This is a genomic window from Burkholderia sp. Leaf177, from assembly GCF_001424345.1.
Lineage (GTDB): Bacteria > Pseudomonadota > Gammaproteobacteria > Burkholderiales > Burkholderiaceae > Caballeronia.
Window position 1 is genome coordinate 104492 of the sequence record NZ_LMPF01000003.1, and the last position, 16984, is coordinate 121475.

General features: G+C 57.8%; 16 protein-coding genes. 2 read left to right on the forward strand and 14 right to left on the reverse strand.

Going from position 1 to position 16984, the window contains the following annotated elements; all coding sequences use genetic code 11:
* Positions 1 to 71: 71 nt before the first annotated feature.
* The 12 genes from ASG35_RS31205 to ASG35_RS06115 all read right to left on the reverse strand — a co-directional run bounded on the left by ASG35_RS31205 (position 72) and on the right by ASG35_RS06115 (position 12910).
* A complete protein-coding gene (locus ASG35_RS31205; protein ID WP_156393021.1) occupies positions 72 to 1448 on the reverse strand; it encodes a WD40 repeat domain-containing protein in 1377 nt (458 codons plus the stop codon).
* A gap of 617 nt (positions 1449 to 2065) precedes the next feature.
* Complete coding sequence (locus ASG35_RS06065; protein ID WP_056354141.1) at positions 2066 to 2767, reverse strand: ABC transporter ATP-binding protein; 702 nt, start codon at positions 2765 to 2767, stop codon at positions 2066 to 2068.
* Complete coding sequence (locus ASG35_RS06070) at positions 2764 to 3504, reverse strand: ABC transporter ATP-binding protein (RefSeq protein ID WP_056354144.1); 741 nt, start codon at positions 3502 to 3504, stop codon at positions 2764 to 2766. Before ASG35_RS06070 ends, ASG35_RS06065 begins: the two co-directional genes overlap by 4 nt.
* Positions 3501 to 4655, reverse strand: coding sequence for a branched-chain amino acid ABC transporter permease (locus ASG35_RS06075; protein WP_056354146.1), 1155 nt, complete (start codon positions 4653 to 4655; stop codon positions 3501 to 3503). The genes ASG35_RS06070 and ASG35_RS06075 overlap by 4 nt, the downstream gene beginning before the upstream one ends.
* A complete protein-coding gene (locus ASG35_RS06080; RefSeq protein ID WP_056354567.1) occupies positions 4642 to 5526 on the reverse strand; it encodes a branched-chain amino acid ABC transporter permease in 885 nt (294 codons plus the stop codon). Before ASG35_RS06080 ends, ASG35_RS06075 begins: the two co-directional genes overlap by 14 nt.
* Before the next feature lie 80 nt (positions 5527 to 5606).
* Positions 5607 to 6044, reverse strand: a complete 438-nt coding sequence (locus tag ASG35_RS06085; protein WP_056354150.1) for an acyl-CoA thioesterase — start codon at positions 6042 to 6044, stop codon at positions 5607 to 5609.
* 3 nt (positions 6045 to 6047) lie between these two features.
* Positions 6048 to 7202: an iron-containing alcohol dehydrogenase gene (locus ASG35_RS06090; protein ID WP_056354152.1), complete on the reverse strand. Its 1155-nt coding sequence runs from the start codon at positions 7200 to 7202 to the stop codon at positions 6048 to 6050.
* 81 nt (positions 7203 to 7283) lie between these two features.
* Positions 7284 to 7814: an NUDIX domain-containing protein gene (locus ASG35_RS06095; protein ID WP_056354156.1), complete on the reverse strand. Its 531-nt coding sequence runs from the start codon at positions 7812 to 7814 to the stop codon at positions 7284 to 7286.
* Between the two features lie 25 nt (positions 7815 to 7839).
* Positions 7840 to 8874, reverse strand: coding sequence for a threonine aldolase family protein (locus ASG35_RS06100; protein WP_056354158.1), 1035 nt, complete (start codon positions 8872 to 8874; stop codon positions 7840 to 7842).
* Positions 8875 to 8995: 121 nt separating this feature from the next.
* Positions 8996 to 9193 carry a hypothetical protein gene (locus ASG35_RS06105; RefSeq protein ID WP_442854813.1) on the reverse strand — a complete coding sequence of 66 codons (198 nt, stop codon included), beginning with the start codon at positions 9191 to 9193 and terminating at the stop codon, positions 8996 to 8998.
* Positions 9194 to 9429: 236 nt separating this feature from the next.
* Positions 9430 to 12054 carry an alanine--tRNA ligase gene (gene alaS / locus ASG35_RS06110; RefSeq protein WP_056354165.1) on the reverse strand — a complete coding sequence of 875 codons (2625 nt, stop codon included), beginning with the start codon at positions 12052 to 12054 and terminating at the stop codon, positions 9430 to 9432.
* 658 nt (positions 12055 to 12712) lie between these two features.
* The gene (locus ASG35_RS06115; RefSeq protein WP_442854814.1) at positions 12713 to 12910 is read right to left on the reverse strand and encodes an ornithine acetyltransferase; all 198 of its coding nucleotides are present in this window, start codon (positions 12908 to 12910) and stop codon (positions 12713 to 12715) included.
* Between the two features lie 343 nt (positions 12911 to 13253).
* Here ASG35_RS06115 and ASG35_RS06120 point away from each other — a divergent pair, with 343 nt between their 5' ends.
* Complete coding sequence (locus ASG35_RS06120) at positions 13254 to 14963, forward strand: glutamine--tRNA ligase/YqeY domain fusion protein (protein WP_056354171.1); 1710 nt, start codon at positions 13254 to 13256, stop codon at positions 14961 to 14963.
* A 71-nt stretch (positions 14964 to 15034) separates the two neighbouring features.
* Complete coding sequence (locus ASG35_RS06125; RefSeq protein WP_082508263.1) at positions 15035 to 15940, forward strand: transporter substrate-binding domain-containing protein; 906 nt, start codon at positions 15035 to 15037, stop codon at positions 15938 to 15940.
* Positions 15941 to 15983: 43 nt separating this feature from the next.
* On the opposite strand, the gene ASG35_RS06130 is transcribed toward ASG35_RS06125, so the two are convergent.
* Entirely contained in the window at positions 15984 to 16436 is a 453-nt protein-coding gene (locus ASG35_RS06130; protein WP_056354177.1) for an NUDIX hydrolase, read from the reverse strand.
* A 63-nt stretch (positions 16437 to 16499) separates the two neighbouring features.
* Positions 16500 to 16919 (reverse strand): RT0821/Lpp0805 family surface protein, encoded by a 420-nt coding sequence (locus ASG35_RS06135; RefSeq protein WP_056354179.1) that lies wholly within the window; start codon positions 16917 to 16919, stop codon positions 16500 to 16502.
* Positions 16920 to 16984: the final 65 nt, after the last annotated feature.

Below are 16984 nucleotides of genomic sequence, written 5' to 3' on the forward strand. Positions count from 1 at the left end.
CCAATAGAAAGGTTCGTCTTAAATAATTAGATCGTCAATCTTGCTGATAAACCTAACAATACAATTCAACACTAGTTAAAGATTGAAATATAATTCTCATGAACGACTGCTAGCGACCCCTTCGACGAGTATCGGAGATCGAATGTATGAGGCAAATTTCGGTTGAAAATATAGTGAGCTCCATTGTTGTCGATGGCCCAAAGACTCAATCCAGAATCGTCTCCGATCGCAAGCACGTTGGTATGCGGTTTCCAGGCAAACGCCCGGACCGTTGGAGGTGTATCCATCAATTCTGTATGCTGTTCAAAATCGACGATCGACGCAACCTGTTCTCCACTATTCACATTCCATACGGTTGCGGTCACAGGCCCAAAACGGTTAAACCCTGTCCTATATCTGCCGACAGCCATATATTTTCCGTCAGATGAAAACGATATCGGATCGCAGGCTAGACTATTCCCTGAATCTGAATAGATACGAATGGATCGAACCAGCAAACCGCTATCAACGGTATAAAAATACGCTAGTCCATCACTTGTTCCTACGACCAACGTTTTTCCGTCGGGGGTGAACGCTAATGAACTCGCAAAATGTGGAGATGTCTTGAGCATCGGAATTTTGATGCGCTGCGTTAGATTCCCGCTCAGCGAGTCATATATAAAAATATTTCGCATCGGCCGAATTCCAGCTACTCGATGCGTCACGGCAGAAACCGCAAATTGATCGGTTATCTTCACTGACAGGTCTTTGGGAGGATAACTAAGATTTGGTAGATACCGTTTATGCTGTCCCGTTCGCCAGTCCCATTCAATCAACGAAAAAATTTGCAAGCTGCTATATTTCGGGGCGGTTAGCGTTGTATTTGCATAACGTGCATCTTTTGAATAATCACCACCCGGAGCGGCCGTCAACAAACTACCGTCAGACAAAAAATCAAATGAGTTGTTTGAATATCCGCCCGCGTATCGCATAAATTGCTTGATACGCTGCCACGACAAAGCGCTCCATGTCGTTATGGTTCCGCCATAGTTGCTTAACGCCGCGAGCACGGTCCCATCGTCATTCCAGGCAACCGCGTTTACGGATGCCGTCATGTCAAATCGCTTTATTTCATGAAGAACTTGCGGTTCGTCGTAGAATTCAGCGAGTTTTGCATTCTGAACGACCGTGCCATGACAAGCGGTTGCAAAGAATAAAAACGTTAATACTGCTGATCGGACCGCATAACGCATGACTTTTAGTGCTAGCTTTAAATATGATATAAAAGGTGTCAAACCTGTACCCTCTTCTATTAAAACTGCATCCAGCGCACAATATTCAAATTTTTTGGGATTAATAATCCGATTTGGGATCAAACCACGAAACACTGAACCAATATGGCGATAACGATAAAAAACCGCAGCGTTCACACAGATGTTAGCGGTCCAATCTGGTTCGGTTAAAACCACTGATGCAGAAACTCGGTGTTATCGGTGCCGAAATCGCCACCGCGGGAAGAAATCAGTTGGGATTCGGGATAGCGAGTAGCTAATAGACTTCTTCAAACCCGCGCAGTTTGTACCGCAAAATCGCCTTAAATAAAGTAGCATGAATGGCTTTTCACTCACGTGGCGGCTTTCCATGCTCTTCGAACGCACCATTTGACGTTTATGGTTTGCATACGCTTATGCCTTGATATTTTTCTCCGTGCGACAGCTTTATCTGTGCATGATCCCGAACACTTTCCTTGAGTTATCTAGTCAATGCGCTCGAGTTTCTAATCAGCTAAATAGATTCGTCGGACCACTTGAAGCGCCCCGTCAAATCTGGTTTGGTCACCAGCACACTTCAATGTACTGCTTTAATCTGCTTGAAAGTGTCAAAGCATGTTGTAATTCATTCCAATTGCATTACATTATTTCATTTTTTATTTTATTTTCAATGAAATTCAGGATTTTCGAAGATAAAAATCCTGAATCTTTCAAATGCAATTCAGTTCTTACATCTCAATATTTAGAAACAACGGCATTTACGACACGAGCGCGATCCTGCCCGGTGTCGAGCCCAAATTAACCTCACCCAATCATTAACCCAACGACAACCACTCGCCCTGTACGCGCGAATCAGCGGCAAAATCCTCGGGCGAGCCATCGAACACAATCCTGCCGTGCCCCATCACTGCCACCCTCGTTGCCAATTCACGCGCGAGACTCGCCCGCTGTTCAATCAACAGAATTGCTACACCACGCGTTCTAAGAGCAGCGAGGCATTCGGCAACCAACGCTACGATGTGAGGCGCAAGCCCTTCAGTCGGTTCATCGATAATCACCAGCGACGGATCGCCGGCCAACGTCCGCGCCAATGAAAGCATCTGCTGCTCGCCGCCCGATAATGCTCCCGCCCGCACGCTCGCGCGTTCCTGCAGCACAGGAAACAATCGCAGCACGTCCGGCGGCAAAGACCGTCCTTTACCCGGCTTCAGACCAAGTATCAGGTTTTCGCGAACGGTTAAACCCGGAAACACATCGCGCTGCTCCGGGACATATCCCAACCCCAGGCGCGCTATCGCGTGCGTCGGCAACGCCGCAATCGACCGGCCGCGAAAACGCACCGTGCCCTCTTTGCGCACAAGTCCCATCACCGCTTTCGCGAGTGTCGATCGCCCCGATCCATTGCGCCCGGCGAGCACCACGACCTCACCCTCGTCAAGCGCCAGCGTGACGCCGCGCAGCACCTGGCTTTCGCCATACCACGCATTGAGTCCCGCGATTTCAAGCAAGCGCGTCAAGGGACGTCTCCGAGATATGCCGCGCGCACGAGCGCATTGGCTTTGATTTCAGCCGCGCTCCCAGTAGCGATCACGCGACCTCGAACCAGCACCGATATCCGGTCGGCGAGCGCGAACACGGCTTGCATATCGTGCTCGACTATCAGCAACGTCTTGCCTTGCGTCGTCTCATGGATCAATCCCAAAGCGCGCTCGGCCTCGGCGCGATTCATGCCGGCGGTGGGTTCGTCGAGCAAGAGAACATCGGCGCCTGTCGAAAGCGCGATGCCCAGATCGAGCGCGCGTTGTTCCGCGTAGCTCAAGCTCGCGGCCAGCTCGTCACGACGCGCCGATAAACCCATCGAGTCGAGCACGCCTTCCACTTCACGATCAATCGATGCCGATCTCACCCATCGGTCCCTGAACGATGCCTTGCGCGATCCAAGCACGGCACAGCGGATATTGTCGAACACGGTCAGGCCGGCGAATAAGCGCGTCGACTGAAAACTTCTTGCCAGTCCAGCGCGGCTGAGCCGATGAGACGGCATGCCGGTGACGTCAATTTCATTCACCCGGATGACACCGCTCGTTGCCTTTACACGCCCCGAGATCAAATCGAACAACGTCGATTTTCCCGCGCCATTCGGCCCGATCAACGCATGTCGCTCGCCTTGTGGAATGCTCAGATCGACGCCGCGCAGGATCTCCGTTGCATCGAAACGTTTGGTGACGTGGACGAGTTCGAGGGCAACGGTCACAGCCGATTCCTCGCGCGATATGTAAGCAACATTGCCACGGCTGCAATTGCAATCGCCATCAGCCAAGGGCCGGCATGCCTGCCATCGAACGCAAAACCGAAGATATGCGCGCGGCCATCGTTATGGGAATCGAACTGAAGCGCGTAGACCATCTCGATGACAACTACAACGGCCATCGACCACGCTAAAGCGGCGCACAAGACGAAGCCATCGCGCCAGCGCTTTTCGACGAAACTCACGAACCCGTCAGGCGCTGCAACTACCACCCACATGAAAAACAGCCCGAGATACGCTACCCAGGCAACCGAAACACTGGCCACTGCGACGCTGAAAAACGTCAGCACAACCGCACCCGCAACCGGTCCAAAAAACCCGGATGTCCCGCCTATGACGACCGCAATCAACACGCTCCCCGAGCGCGGCAGCCCGACGCCTTCCGCCGATGCCAACTCCACATTGATCAGCCCGAGACTACCCGCCACGCCCGCAAAAAACGCCGCGACAATAACCATGACAAAACGCACGCGCTTCGGATCGAAACCAATGGCGGCGGCACGCACGGGGTTATCGCGCACAGCATTCGCGATGCGTGCAAACGGCGTGCGCGTGAAGAAGAACATCGCGATGCAAGCGATCACGCACCAGACCGCGATCAACGCATAAGCCTGAATCGCAGGTCCGAAGCTCAATCCCAGAACGGCAGGTCCGCTCGCACGATCGATAGAAACACCGCCCTCGCCGCCGAACCATCCCGGCACGAGCCAGACGCCTGCCGCAACCAGTTCACCGATACCGAGCGTGATCATCGCGAAAGTCGTGCCGGCGCGACGAGTCGAGAAGAAGCCGAACACGCCGCCTACGAGCCCCGCGGCAAGACCGCCGACCAACGGCAACAAAGGCAGCGGCACCGCAAATCGATTGAAGCAATGCGCAGCGGCAAACGCGCCGAGACCCGCGTACACGGCGTGGCCAAACGACAGCAATCCCGTTTCGCCCAGCAGCAGATTGAATGAAAGTGCGAACACGATCATCGTCGCCGTCTGCGCGAGATACGCGAGCAGCCAGCTTTCCGAACTGAATACGGGCGGCAACGCGAGGCCAGCCACGAGCATCAGCCACGGCGTCAGGCGCTTGAACTCAAGCATCGTCATCGCCGCGTTGTCCGAACAGTCCGCGTGGCCGCAGCGCAAGCATCGCGACAAGCAAGAAATAAGGCAGCACGGGAGCAATCTGCGCGACGCTCATCGCCGACAAAACAGGCGGCAGCGCTGCGCCCATGAAGCTTGCAATACCGCCTAGCGAAATCGTCGTGCCGACCGCGAACGTCTGCACGCATCCGATCAATATCGACGCCACGAGCGCCCCGCCAATAGATCCAAGCCCACCCACGACGACAACCACAAACACAATGGGCCCGATGTTCTCGGCCATCGAAGGCTCGATCACGAACAGCGGCGCACCGATCACGCCGGCGAGCGCGGCGAGCGCCGTGCCGGCAGCAAAGACCAGCGTGAACACATACGGCACGTTGTGGCCGAGGGTCTCGACCGTCGCGGCGTGCGTCAACGCGGCCCGCACGACGAGTCCTATCCGCGATACGCGCAACACCGCGTACAACGCTAAAAGCATCGCGATGGACACGCACATCATGAACGCCCGATAACGCGGAAATGCCGCGCCGAAGAGCGTGAAGAGAGGGCCATCGAGAGAAGGAGGGACAACGGCGTTCAACGGTGCAAGTCCCCAGACCAGCTTGACCGCTTCGGCGATCAAATACGCCGCACCGAACGTCAACAACAATTCGGCGAGTGCGCCACGCGTTTCGATCCGGCGAAGCAGGAAGCGCTCGAACAAGCCGCCGAGCGCGCCCACGATCAGCGGCGAAACGAGCAACGCAAACCAGAAGCCGAAATGCGCCGCGAGCGCGTAACCCACGTAAGCGCCAAGCATGTAGAAGCTCGCGTGAGCGAAGTTGAGCACGCCCATCATGCTGAAAATCAGCGTCAATCCCGCCGACAACATGAACAGCAGCAACCCGACGCTCACTCCATTCAAAAGGTTGATCGCGAACCACTGAACGAACGCGTCCACGCTCTGCGGCCCTACCCGTTCACGAGCGGCTTGAGCGCCGCGACGAGCGCATCGGGCAACTGCACCGGACGGCGTGTATCGCGATCCACATAGACATGCACGAAATGCCCTTGCGCGGCCGGTTGCTCCGACCCGGCGCTGAAAATGCCGACTTCGTAACGCACGCTCGTTGTGCCGAGCCGCGTGACGCGCAAACCGGCATCGACACGATCAGGAAACGCCAGCGAAGCGAAGTAGCTGCAATGCGTTTCGACCACGAGGCCGATCGTCTTGCCGGCTTCCAGATCGAGCGCGCCTTCGCGGATCAGATACTCGTTCACGACGGTATCGAAGTAGCTGTAATACACCACGTTGTTTACGTGGCCGTAGATATCGTTGTCGGACCAGCGCGTGTTGATCGATAGAAAATGCGGGTAATCCGCGCGCTTCGTGGGGACAGGTCGCGTCATGAATCAGAACGACTCCTGCAGCATCCGCCGATAATCCTCCGCGCTCGCCTCGCGCGGATTGGTCTTGTGGCAATGATCGGCGAGCGCGCCCTTGATGATCTTGTCGAACATGCTCGTTTCCACGCCCATTTGCGACAGGCGCGTCGGCAAGCCCAGGCGTTCGGTCATGTCATGGACGGCTTGAGCGACATCGGCGCCGGCGGGAAGATTCATCACGCGACGCATGCGCGCGAAACGGTTTTCCGCGACCACGCTCGGCGCGCTTTCGTTGAAGCGCAGCACGGCTGGCAGAACCACGGCGTTCAGCGTGCCGTGATGCAAGCCGGTCCGTCCGTTCACGACCAGCCCGCCCATCGGATGCGAGAGCGAATGCACGCATCCAAGACCCTTCTGGAACGCCATCGCGCCCTGCGTGGACGCACTCATCATATTCAGCCGCGCATCGCGATCCTGGCCATCGTGCGTCGCTTTTTCGATATTCGCCCAGGCGCGCTCGAGCCCATCCAGCGCAATGCCATCGGCAGGCGGATTGAACGCGGGCGCAAGAAACGTTTCGATGCAATGCGCGATCGCGTCCATGCCGGTGGCCGCCGTGAGCATCGGCGGCAAGCCGAGCGTCAGCGATGGATCGCAGATGGCCGATTTCGGTAGCAAATGCCATGAATGGAAGCCGAGCTTGCGGCCATCGTCCAGAATGATGATCGCTCCGCGTGCCACTTCGCTGCCCGTGCCGGACGTGGTCGGCACGGCAATCAGCGGCGCGGCGTCCGACGTGATCTTGTTGCTGCCGCCTTCGATGGTCGCGTATTCGGTCAGCGTGCCGGGATGGGTCGCGGCGATCGCCACGCCCTTTGCCAGATCGATGGACGATCCGCCGCCCACCGCAATCAGGCCATCGCACTGTTCGCTTTTGTAGAGCGCCGCGGCTTTCATGACCATGGCTTCGGTCGGGTTGGACGGGGTTTCATCGAAGATGGGAACCGCGCCGGCATCGAGCGTCATGGCCTGGACGGTCTGCGAAACGAGACCCGCCGCGAGCACGCCCTTGTCCGTGATGATCAGCGGCCGACTGATGCCGATGCGCGCGCATTCGCCATCGAGCGAGGCAAGGGCGTCGAAGCCGAGATGAATATGTGTGAGATAAAAGATGAAAGCCATGACGTGTCCCCGTTGTGGTCTGCGTCAGGCATGTTAGGAGTGCAGGCAGAGTCCGTCAATCTCGCAGATAAGCGAGCCCGCCTATTGCCCCGGCCGGTCCACGTATTCGACGGCCAACCCGCGCCCGCGCATCCATTCGGCAACGGCGTGCCCCGTTCCCGCGCGCCACGGCCTCAGCTTCGGCGGTTCGACCAGCCGGTATTCGAGCAATTCCGGCGACAGCGCGATCGTCCCGTTCGCCTTCACGTGATAAGCAATGATCAGCTCATTCTTGCGGATGAATTCATATACGCCGACCAGTTCCACCGATTCCGCGACCAGCGACGTTTCCTCGAGCACTTCCCGCGCGATGCCTTCTTCAGGCGTTTCGCCGTTCTCCAGAAAGCCGGTGATCAGCGCAAACATGCCTTCGGGCCACGCCGCATTGCGCGCGAGCAGAACCTTGCCCTCGTATTCCACGATAGCCGCCACCACCGGCAGCGGATTATTCCAGTGAACGAAGCCGCATTCCGGGTCCGGGCACGCCAGCCGCACGCGACCGCCTTCGTGGGCGGCGTCGGCGCGTTCGACCAGCTTATTCGCATCGCGCGGACAGAAATGGTATTCGATCATGGTGAAATTCCGTGATGTCGGGCGTTCAGCGAGCGGCGCACAGCGCGCGGATTTCGGCGGTGAATTGTTCCACCGTTTCCGGCAGCGTGTCCCATGCGCACATTAGCCGGCAGCCGCCCGAGCCGATGAACTGATAGAACTTCCAGCCTTTCGCGCGCAACGCCTGCGCCACGTGCGGCGGCAGTTCGGCGAAGACAGCATTGGATTGCGGCTTGAACATAACCTTCACGCCTTCAATGCCTTCCAGCCGCTCGGCCATCAAAAGCGCCATCGAATTGGCGTGACGGGCATTGCGCAGCCAGACATCGTTGTTCAGAAGGCCGAGCCAGGGCGCGGAAATGAAGCGCATCTTCGACGCAAGTTGCCCGGCCTGCTTGAGCCGGTACGCGAAATCGACGGCCAGGGCTTTATCGAAGAAAATTACCGCCTCGCCGACCGGCAAACCGTTTTTGGTGCCGCCGAAACACAGCACATCCACGCCTGCACGCCACGTGATTTCCGACGGATGCACGTTGAGCGACGCCACCGCGTTCGCAAAACGCGCGCCGTCCATATGCACTTTCAGATGCCGGCGCTTGGCAATCGCCGCGATCGCGCGAATCTCCTCGACGCTGTACACGGTGCCCACTTCGGTGGATTGCGTGAGCGTGACGACCTTGGGCTTCGGATAGTGGATATCGGCGCGACGCGTGACGATTGCTTCAATGGCATCGGGCGTCAATTTTCCATCGATACCCGGTGCGGTCAGCAATTTCGAGCCGCCGGAGAAAAATTCAGGGCCGCCGCATTCATCCGTTTCGATGTGTGCGAGTTCGTGGCAGATCACCGAGTGATAGGACTGGCACAGCGATGCAAGGGCCAAGGAGTTGGCGGCGGTGCCGTTGAAGACGAAGAAGACTTCGCAGTCGGTCTGAAAAAGGTCACGGATGCGATCGCAGACGCCTTGCGTCCAGGAATCGTCGCCGTAAGCGGGTTCGTGGCCGCTGTTGTTGGCGTCGATCAGCGCAGCCAGCGCTTCGGGGCAAATGCCGGCGTAGTTGTCGGAGGCGAAATGTTGCATGCGGTCTGGTGCCAGGGCGATGTGGACGTGGACGCCATTTTAGCGTTTCGTGTCCAAACTCGCGGAAGCGTCAATAAGACACCACCGCGAGTTTCATCGCCTGGATACAGACGATTCCGAATTACTTGGCGGCGGGTTGGCTCGCTGCCGAGGCTTGTTGAGCCTGTTTGTCCTTCTTGTTTGCTTCGTGATGGCCGATTGCGCAACCGCCGGCCGCGCCCACCACGCCGTGCTTACCCGCAACGTGACCCGCTACGCCACCGACTGCCGCGCCTTCCAGACATCCCTTGGCATAGACCGCGCCGGTGGTGAAGAGCATCGAGGATGCGAGTGCGAGCGAGACGAATTTCTTGTTCATGAACGTGTTCCTTTTTGTAGTCGATACGCGGGACTTCGTGTCCGCGCTGACCCACGGAACCGCAAGTGACGTACCTGTCGATCGGCTTGCAAAAAGTACGCTGGAAATCAAAAAAGCCCGCTGTGCTGTGCGCTCGGCGGGCTTCTGGTCTTAGCTGGTTATTGCCTGAATATTGCCTAATATTGCTGAAGGCGAGTTTAAAGCTTCCCTTTCACCCACTCGCTGACGCCGGCGAGAGCCGCCGCCAGGTTCTGCGGTTCGGTGCCGCCAGCCTGCGCCATATCCGGCCGGCCGCCGCCCTTGCCGCCAACCTGCTGCGCGACGAAATTCACGAGATCGCCTGCTTTCACTTTCTTCGATGCCTCCGCCGTCACGCCTGCAATCAGGCTGACCTTGTTGCCATCGACGGCAGCGAGGACGATCGCCGCGTTCTTCAGCTTGTCCTTCAATTTATCGACGGTTTCGCGCAGCGTCTTGCCGTCCGCGCCGGGCAATTGCGCCGCCAGAATATGCACGCCGCCGATCTCGACCGCTTGCGACACGAGTTCGTCGCCCTGGCTCGATGCGAGCTTCGACTTCAGCGCGCCGAGTTCCTTTTCGAGCGATTTCACATGCTCCTGAACCTGCGTGATGCGCTGGGTCAGCTCCGACGGCTGCGCCTTCAACACCGCCGATGCCGCGTTGATCCGCGCATCGAGTTCCTGCACGAAACGCACCGCGTTGTCGCCGGTAATGGCTTCCACGCGACGAATCCCCGCCGCCACGCCGCCTTCCATCACGATTTTGAACAGCCCGATATCACCCGTGCGATTCACGTGCGTACCGCCGCACAATTCACGCGAAAAACCGAGATCCAGCACGCGCACTTCATCGCCGTATTTTTCACCGAAGAGCGCCATTGCGCCGCCCTTCACCGCTTCGTCGTACGGCATCACGCGCACGATACCCGGCGCATTCGCCAGCACTTCCGCGTTGACGATTTCTTCCACGCGACGGATCTGTTCGTCCGTCATGGGTGCGTTGTGCGCGAAGTCGAAGCGCGTCTTGTCGGGATCGACGAGCGAACCCTTTTGTTGCACGTGACTGCCGAGCACTTCGCGCAACGCCTTGTGCATCAAGTGCGTGGCCGAATGATTGCGAGCGGTGCGCAAACGGCGAGCCGTATCGATTTCCGCTTTCACCACGTCGCCCACTTTCAGCGTGCCTTGCTCGACCGTGCCGTGATGACCGACGACGTCCGACTGCACCTTGAGCGTATCGGCGACGGTAAAGCGCACCGCGGCGTTCGCGAGCACGCCCTGATCGCCCGCCTGACCGCCCGATTCCGCGTAGAACGGCGTGTGATCGAGCACGACGACGGCCTGCTGTCCCGGCTGCGCTTCTTTCGCCGAAACACCGTCTACATAGATTGCGACGATCTTCGCGTCGTCGAAAATTTCGTTCTCGTAGCCGTGGAACGTGGTCTTTTCGCCCGCGTATTCCAGGCCTTGCGCCGACTTGAATTTGCCGGCCGAACGCGCTTGTTCGCGTTGACGCGCCATGGCTTCGTCGAAAGCGGCTTCGTCTACCGTTATGCCGCGCTCGCGGCACACGTCGGCTGTCAGATCGAGCGGGAAGCCGAACGTGTCGTGCAGCTTGAACGCGAGTTCGCCGTCCAGCTGTTTCGAGCCCTTCGCGTCGAGTTCGGCCAGCGCGGTTTCGAGCATCGACATACCGTGTTCGATAGTTTCGAAGAAACGCTCTTCTTCCTGTCTCAGCACGTCCGTGACGCGCGTTTGCGCTTCCTTCAGCTCCGGATAAGCCGCGCCCATTTGCTCGACCAGATCGGCCACGAGCTTATGGAAAAACGCGCCCTTGCGGCCAAGCTTGTAGCCGTGACGGATTGCGCGGCGCACGATCCGGCGCAGCACATAACCGCGTCCTTCGTTGCCGGGAATGACGCCATCGACGATCAGGAACGAGCACGCGCGAATGTGGTCCGCGATCACTTTCAGCGAATTGTTCGTGAGATCCGGCGTACCCGTTTCGCGGGCTGCAGCCTTGATCAGCGACTGGAACAGGTCGATTTCGTAATTGCTGTGCACGTGCTGGAGCACGGCGGCGAGACGTTCGAGGCCCATGCCGGTATCCACGCTTTGCTTGGGCAGCTTCGTCATGTTGCCCTGGGCGTCGCGATTGAACTGCATGAACACGAGGTTCCAGATCTCGATGAAACGATCACCGTCTTCATCGGGAGACCCCGGCGGGCCGCCCCACACTTCCGGGCCGTGGTCGTAGAACACTTCGGAGCACGGGCCGCATGGACCCGTGTCACCCATGGTCCAGAAATTATCCGATGCGTAGCGCGCGCCTTTGTTGTCGCCGATGCGGATGATCCGTTCCTTCGGCACGCCGATTTCGTTTTCCCAGATCGCGAACGCTTCGTCGTCTTCCTGATAGACCGTGACGGTGAGTTTCTCCGGCGGCAGGCCGTAGACTTTGGTCAGCAATTCCCAGCAATAGTGGATGGCATCGCGTTTGAAATAATCGCCAAACGAGAAGTTGCCGAGCATTTCGAAGAACGTGTGATGGCGGGCCGTATAACCGACGTTTTCGAGATCGTTGTGTTTGCCGCCGGCGCGCACGCTACGCTGAGACGTGGTCGCGCGTGAATAAGGACGCGATTCCGTGCCGAGGAATACATCCTTGAACTGGACCATGCCGGAGTTCGTGAAGAGCAGCGTGGGATCGTTGCCCGGCACGAGGCTGGACGAGCGCACGATAGTGTGGCCCTTCGATTCAAAGAACTTGAGGAATTTCTCGCGGATGTCGGCGGCTTTCATGGCTTGCGGGTCTGCTGTTTTGTACGGCTGCGGCGCACGGCGAGGCTTCGACTTCTGCCGATGAACACCAGCCGGGGCCAGATTCGGGATTGTCGATTATACGGGAATGGAGGAAGGAATTCGCTGGCGCCGGAAGCGTGGAGAAGCCAGGTTCGGTGCAGGGCCAAAGCAAGTCCGATTCCCAGTAACCAGCACGGCCAAACCCTGCAAATGAGCGCAAACGGCCACAACCCGGGTTTCCGTGTTAGCGGCCATCCACACTGGTGGCGAAGCGTGTGGGTATCTGCTAACGGAGCGGAAGGGTTTCGACAGGACGCAGTTATGCGCTAAGGGTGCTTCTTGCGTACCACGCAGTTGAAATTGCACGTTGTGGACACTTAAGAATTAGCGGTTGAGAGGCGTTTTCTTTGCTTCGTTTCTTTGTCGCCGTTTGGACAAAGAAATGAAGTCCCGCCACGGACAGTGGCTAACNACACTTAAGAATTAGCGGTTGAGAGGCGTTTTCTTTGCTTCGTTTCTTTGTCGCCGTTTGGACAAAGAAATGAAGTCCCGCCACGGACAGTGGCTAACAGTGCTAAAGAGAACAACAAAGACGGACCCCGCGAAAGCCTGAGCAGCAACAACCCAGCATCAACCCCGCCCGCCGCAGCGCCCCGCCCTACCTAACTCCCGCCCCAACCAGCCCCCCCGCCGCCGCCCCGGCAACCGTCCCCAACGGCCCGCCGGTCAGCACATATCCCAAAGCCCCACCAGCGGCAGCCCCAATCCCCGCATGCGCTTGCGTGCGACTCATCGCGCACCCTGACATTGCCGCGATCAAAGTCGCAACAGCCGCCACCCGAACCGATACCCGCATGATCTTATTCATGATGAAACCTTCCTTTTTATTGTCAGAACGCCGCGCCCCGAACCTTTCAATCTCATTATTTCAGAACGCGAAGCTATCTTAAAATCGTCTCATCATTACCGACAATGCGATTTACCTCCCGTTACGCTCGATACATCCGGTATTGAAACGCCACGCATTCGCACAAGATAAGAAACATGTCGCACCCGCGCCGCACATCGCTGCAAAATCCCGGCCGGCGCTGCCTCAGACTGGTTGCTAAGGTAGAATCGTTGGATCAATTCAGCTTTACCGAACGCAAGCCGCACGTCTTCGAACGCTAGCGCCCTCGTCAGCTTTTCTTCTCTTTCGCATGAACACCGATCGCAACGACGCCCCGGCGGTAAATAATTTCATCCGCAATATCATTGACGAAGATAACCGCAACGGCAAATGGTCGCAGCGAGTCGAGACGCGTTTTCCGCCTGAGCCCAACGGTTATCTGCACATCGGCCATGCGAAGAGTATTTGCGTGAATTTCGGCATCGCGCGTGATTATGGCGGCGTCTGCCACCTGCGTTTCGACGATACAAATCCCGAAAAGGAAAGCGTCGAGTATGTGGATTCCATCATCGACGCCGTCAAATGGCTCGGCTTCGACTGGAACAAGGACGGCCAGGAATTCCTGTACTTCGCGAGCGATTACTACGACCAGCTTTATGAATTCGCGGAACTTCTGATCGAGCGCGGCCAGGCCTATGTGGATAGCCAGACGGCCGAGGAAATGCGGTTGACGCGCGGCTCGGCGCAGGAGCCCGGCAAGAATTCGCCGTTCCGCGACCGTACGCCCGCGGAAAACCTCGACCTGTTTCGCCGCATGAAAGCCGGCGAATTCCAGGAAGGCGACCACGTGCTGCGCGCGAAAATCGACATGGCATCGCCGAATTTCAACATGCGCGACCCGGTGATCTACCGGATCCGTTTCGCGCATCATTACCGGACCGGCGACACGTGGTGCATCTACCCGATGTACGACTACACGCATTGTGTATCGGACGCACTCGAGAACATCACGCATTCGCTGTGCACACTCGAATTCGAAGATCATCGTCCGTTGTACGACTGGTTCCTCAACCAACTCGCCGACGACGGCAAGTTCACTCGTCCGCTGCCACAGCAAATCGAGTTTTCGCGACTGAACCTCACGTACGCGATCACCAGCAAGCGCAAGCTGCTGCAACTGGTGAACGAGAACCACGTGGAAGGCTGGGACGACCCGCGCATGCCGACTATCGTAGGCGTCCGGCGTCGTGGCTTCACGCCCGAAAGCATCCGCCTCATGTGCGACCGCGTAGCTGTGACGAAGGTCGATTCGTGGATCGACATGAGCGTGCTGGAAGGCGCGCTGCGTGACGACCTCGATGAAAAAGCGCCACGCGCGATCGCCGTGCTGGATCCGCTGAAGCTGATCATCGACAACTATCCGGAAGGTACGAGCGAATCGTGCAGCGCGCCCGTGCATCCGCATCATCCGGACCGCGGCGTGCGCGAATTTCCGTTCTCGCGTGAATTGTGGATCGAGCGCGAAGACTTCCAGGAAGAACCGAAGAAGGGCTATTTCCGCCTGTTCCCGGGCAACAAGGTGCGACTGAAATACGGCTTCGTGGTGGAATGCACCGGCGCGGACAAAGACGAAAACGGCAACATCACTGCGGTGCGCTGCAACTATTTCCCCGACAGCAAATCGGGCACGGAAGGCGCGAACGCGTACAAGGTCAAGGGCACGATTCATTGGGTCAGTGCAAAAGACGCCTATGAAGCCGAAGTCCGTCTCTACGATCGGCTCTTTAAAGAACCGCAACCAGGAGCCGGCGGCGCTGAATTCCTCGATGCGTTGAACCCTGATTCAAAGCGCGTGGTGCGTGCTTATCTCGAACCGTCGGCGCGCAATGCCAAGGCCGAAGATCGCTATCAGTTCGAACGGCATGGCTATTTCGTGGCTGACCGGGTCGACTCGAAACCGGGCGTGCCGGTATTCAATCGAATCGTCAGCTTGCGGGACAGCTGGGGCAAGCCGGCTTGATGCTGGCGAGATATTTGTCGATGTCGCCGGGAAATGGTTCCGATCGCACATTGCCCCGGCTTCTTCGCGCAATGTGCGCGGCGTCCGCAATCACGCTGCTGATGTCGGCGCAAACAGTCTGCGCAAGCGCGGCGGAGCAATCTCAGATTTCGCCTACGCTGCGCAAGATCGTCGAAAACAACAGCATTGTTCTTGGCGTGCGCGAATCGTCGGTGCCGTTTTCCTATCTGGACGCGAAGCAGCAACCTATCGGCTATTCGCAAAGCATCGCGCTCAAGATTGTCGATGAAGTCCGCCGTCGCCTTCAAAAACCTCACCTTGCGGTGAGCACGGTGGTGATGACGTCCACGAATCGCTTGTCCTTCATAGTCAACCATCAGATCGACCTGGAGTGCGGCTCGACCGCGCATATTCGCGATCGTGAACAACTGGTCGCATTTTCGAACAGCTTCTTTGACTACGGTATCCGGATGGCGGTGAAACGCAAATCCGGAATTCGTAATTACAGTGATCTCCGTGGGAAAACAGTCTCCACGACCGCCGGCACATCCGACGAACAATTGATACGCGCGTTGTCGCTCACGCAGAATCTCGACTTGCGGATACTTGCCACCCGCGACCACGCAGAAGCGTTCGATGCGGTAAAGACCGGCCGCGCCGTCGCGTTCGTAATGGATGATCCGCTGCTGTACGGAAAGATTGCGCAGGAAGGCGTTGCGCAGCGTGACTACGTGGTAACGGGCGATCCGCTCGCGCACGAAGCGTATGCGTGCGTCATGCGCAAGGGCGACCCGGTCTTCAAAAAATTGGCCGATGACGTCATTGCCGGGATGCAGCGTTCGGGCGAAGCGGAAAGCTTGTACAACACCTGGTTCATGCAACCCATTCCGCCCAACAATATGAACCTGCGCTTTCCGCTTTCGCCCGAAATGAAAGCACTATTCGCGAACCCGAACGATCGGCCGTCGGATAATTGAGCGGCTGATTTGATCGGCCAAGTCAATCGCCCAAATCAGCCGCTCAAATCAGCGTTTGATGCAGTTCTGCGAGCGACAGCGTAGTCTGGAAAAGCCGCGCGAGGCTGCGGCTTGCGTACTGGTCGACATCAGTTGGCGATACCCATCGGTAGGCATCCATTTCGGGAATCATCGTGCCGTCACGACGACGCGGAAAGTACGATTCGCATACGCACTCCTCGATCTTGACTTCGTCCTCGTCAACCCGCACCGCGAACAAATGCAGGTCCTTGTCACGCCGATAAACAAAGCGCCCGAGATCCCTGAGCCGATCCGCCGGCAGAACAATGCCAGTCTCTTCCACGAGCTCGCGCAACGCCGCTTCAACCGGTTCCTCACCTTCTTCGCCCTGCCCTTTTGGAACGTCCCAGTGCGAGGTTTCGGTCGCGTGACAAAGCAACACGTCGCCTTGCGTGTTGAGTATGACGACGCCGCACGAAACCGTCCGCTCAGCCATTGATCGACCCACCAGGCCAAGCAACGAAAAACTGCTCTGTGCAAAGCTGCAGTTGAAGAACGTTCACTGCTTGAGCAACGCCCATTTGCCGCCTTCGTTCTTGCAGATAATCGGCGCCCAGGTTTGCGTCTGGCCCTTGGCGTGCGCGACCATGGTCAGCTTGCGGCAGGTTCTGTCGCCTTTCTTGTCTGTATCCGATGGCGTGAGCGTGCCATTGACGGCTACCGGATTCCCGGCGCCCTGGTTATTCCAGTCGAGCGATTCGCCGTCCTGCTTGGTATCCAACGCGGTGCGCGCGGCCTTGTTGAGCATCTCGAGATCACGCTGCTTCATGTACGTGATGGGCGTGTTGTTAAGGAACCCGAGATTCGCCGCCTGCGCTGCGCCGCTGGCCAGCAAAACGCAGCCCGCGACTAGCGACAAGGTGAAGTGCGTGGAGACGCGTTTAAGCCCGCGGATGGACTGTGACACCGGCTGTGACATGAAATGTTCTCCCTCGTTGAATATTGATTGATTGTCTGCGCGGATCGCGATTCGGCATGCCGGAC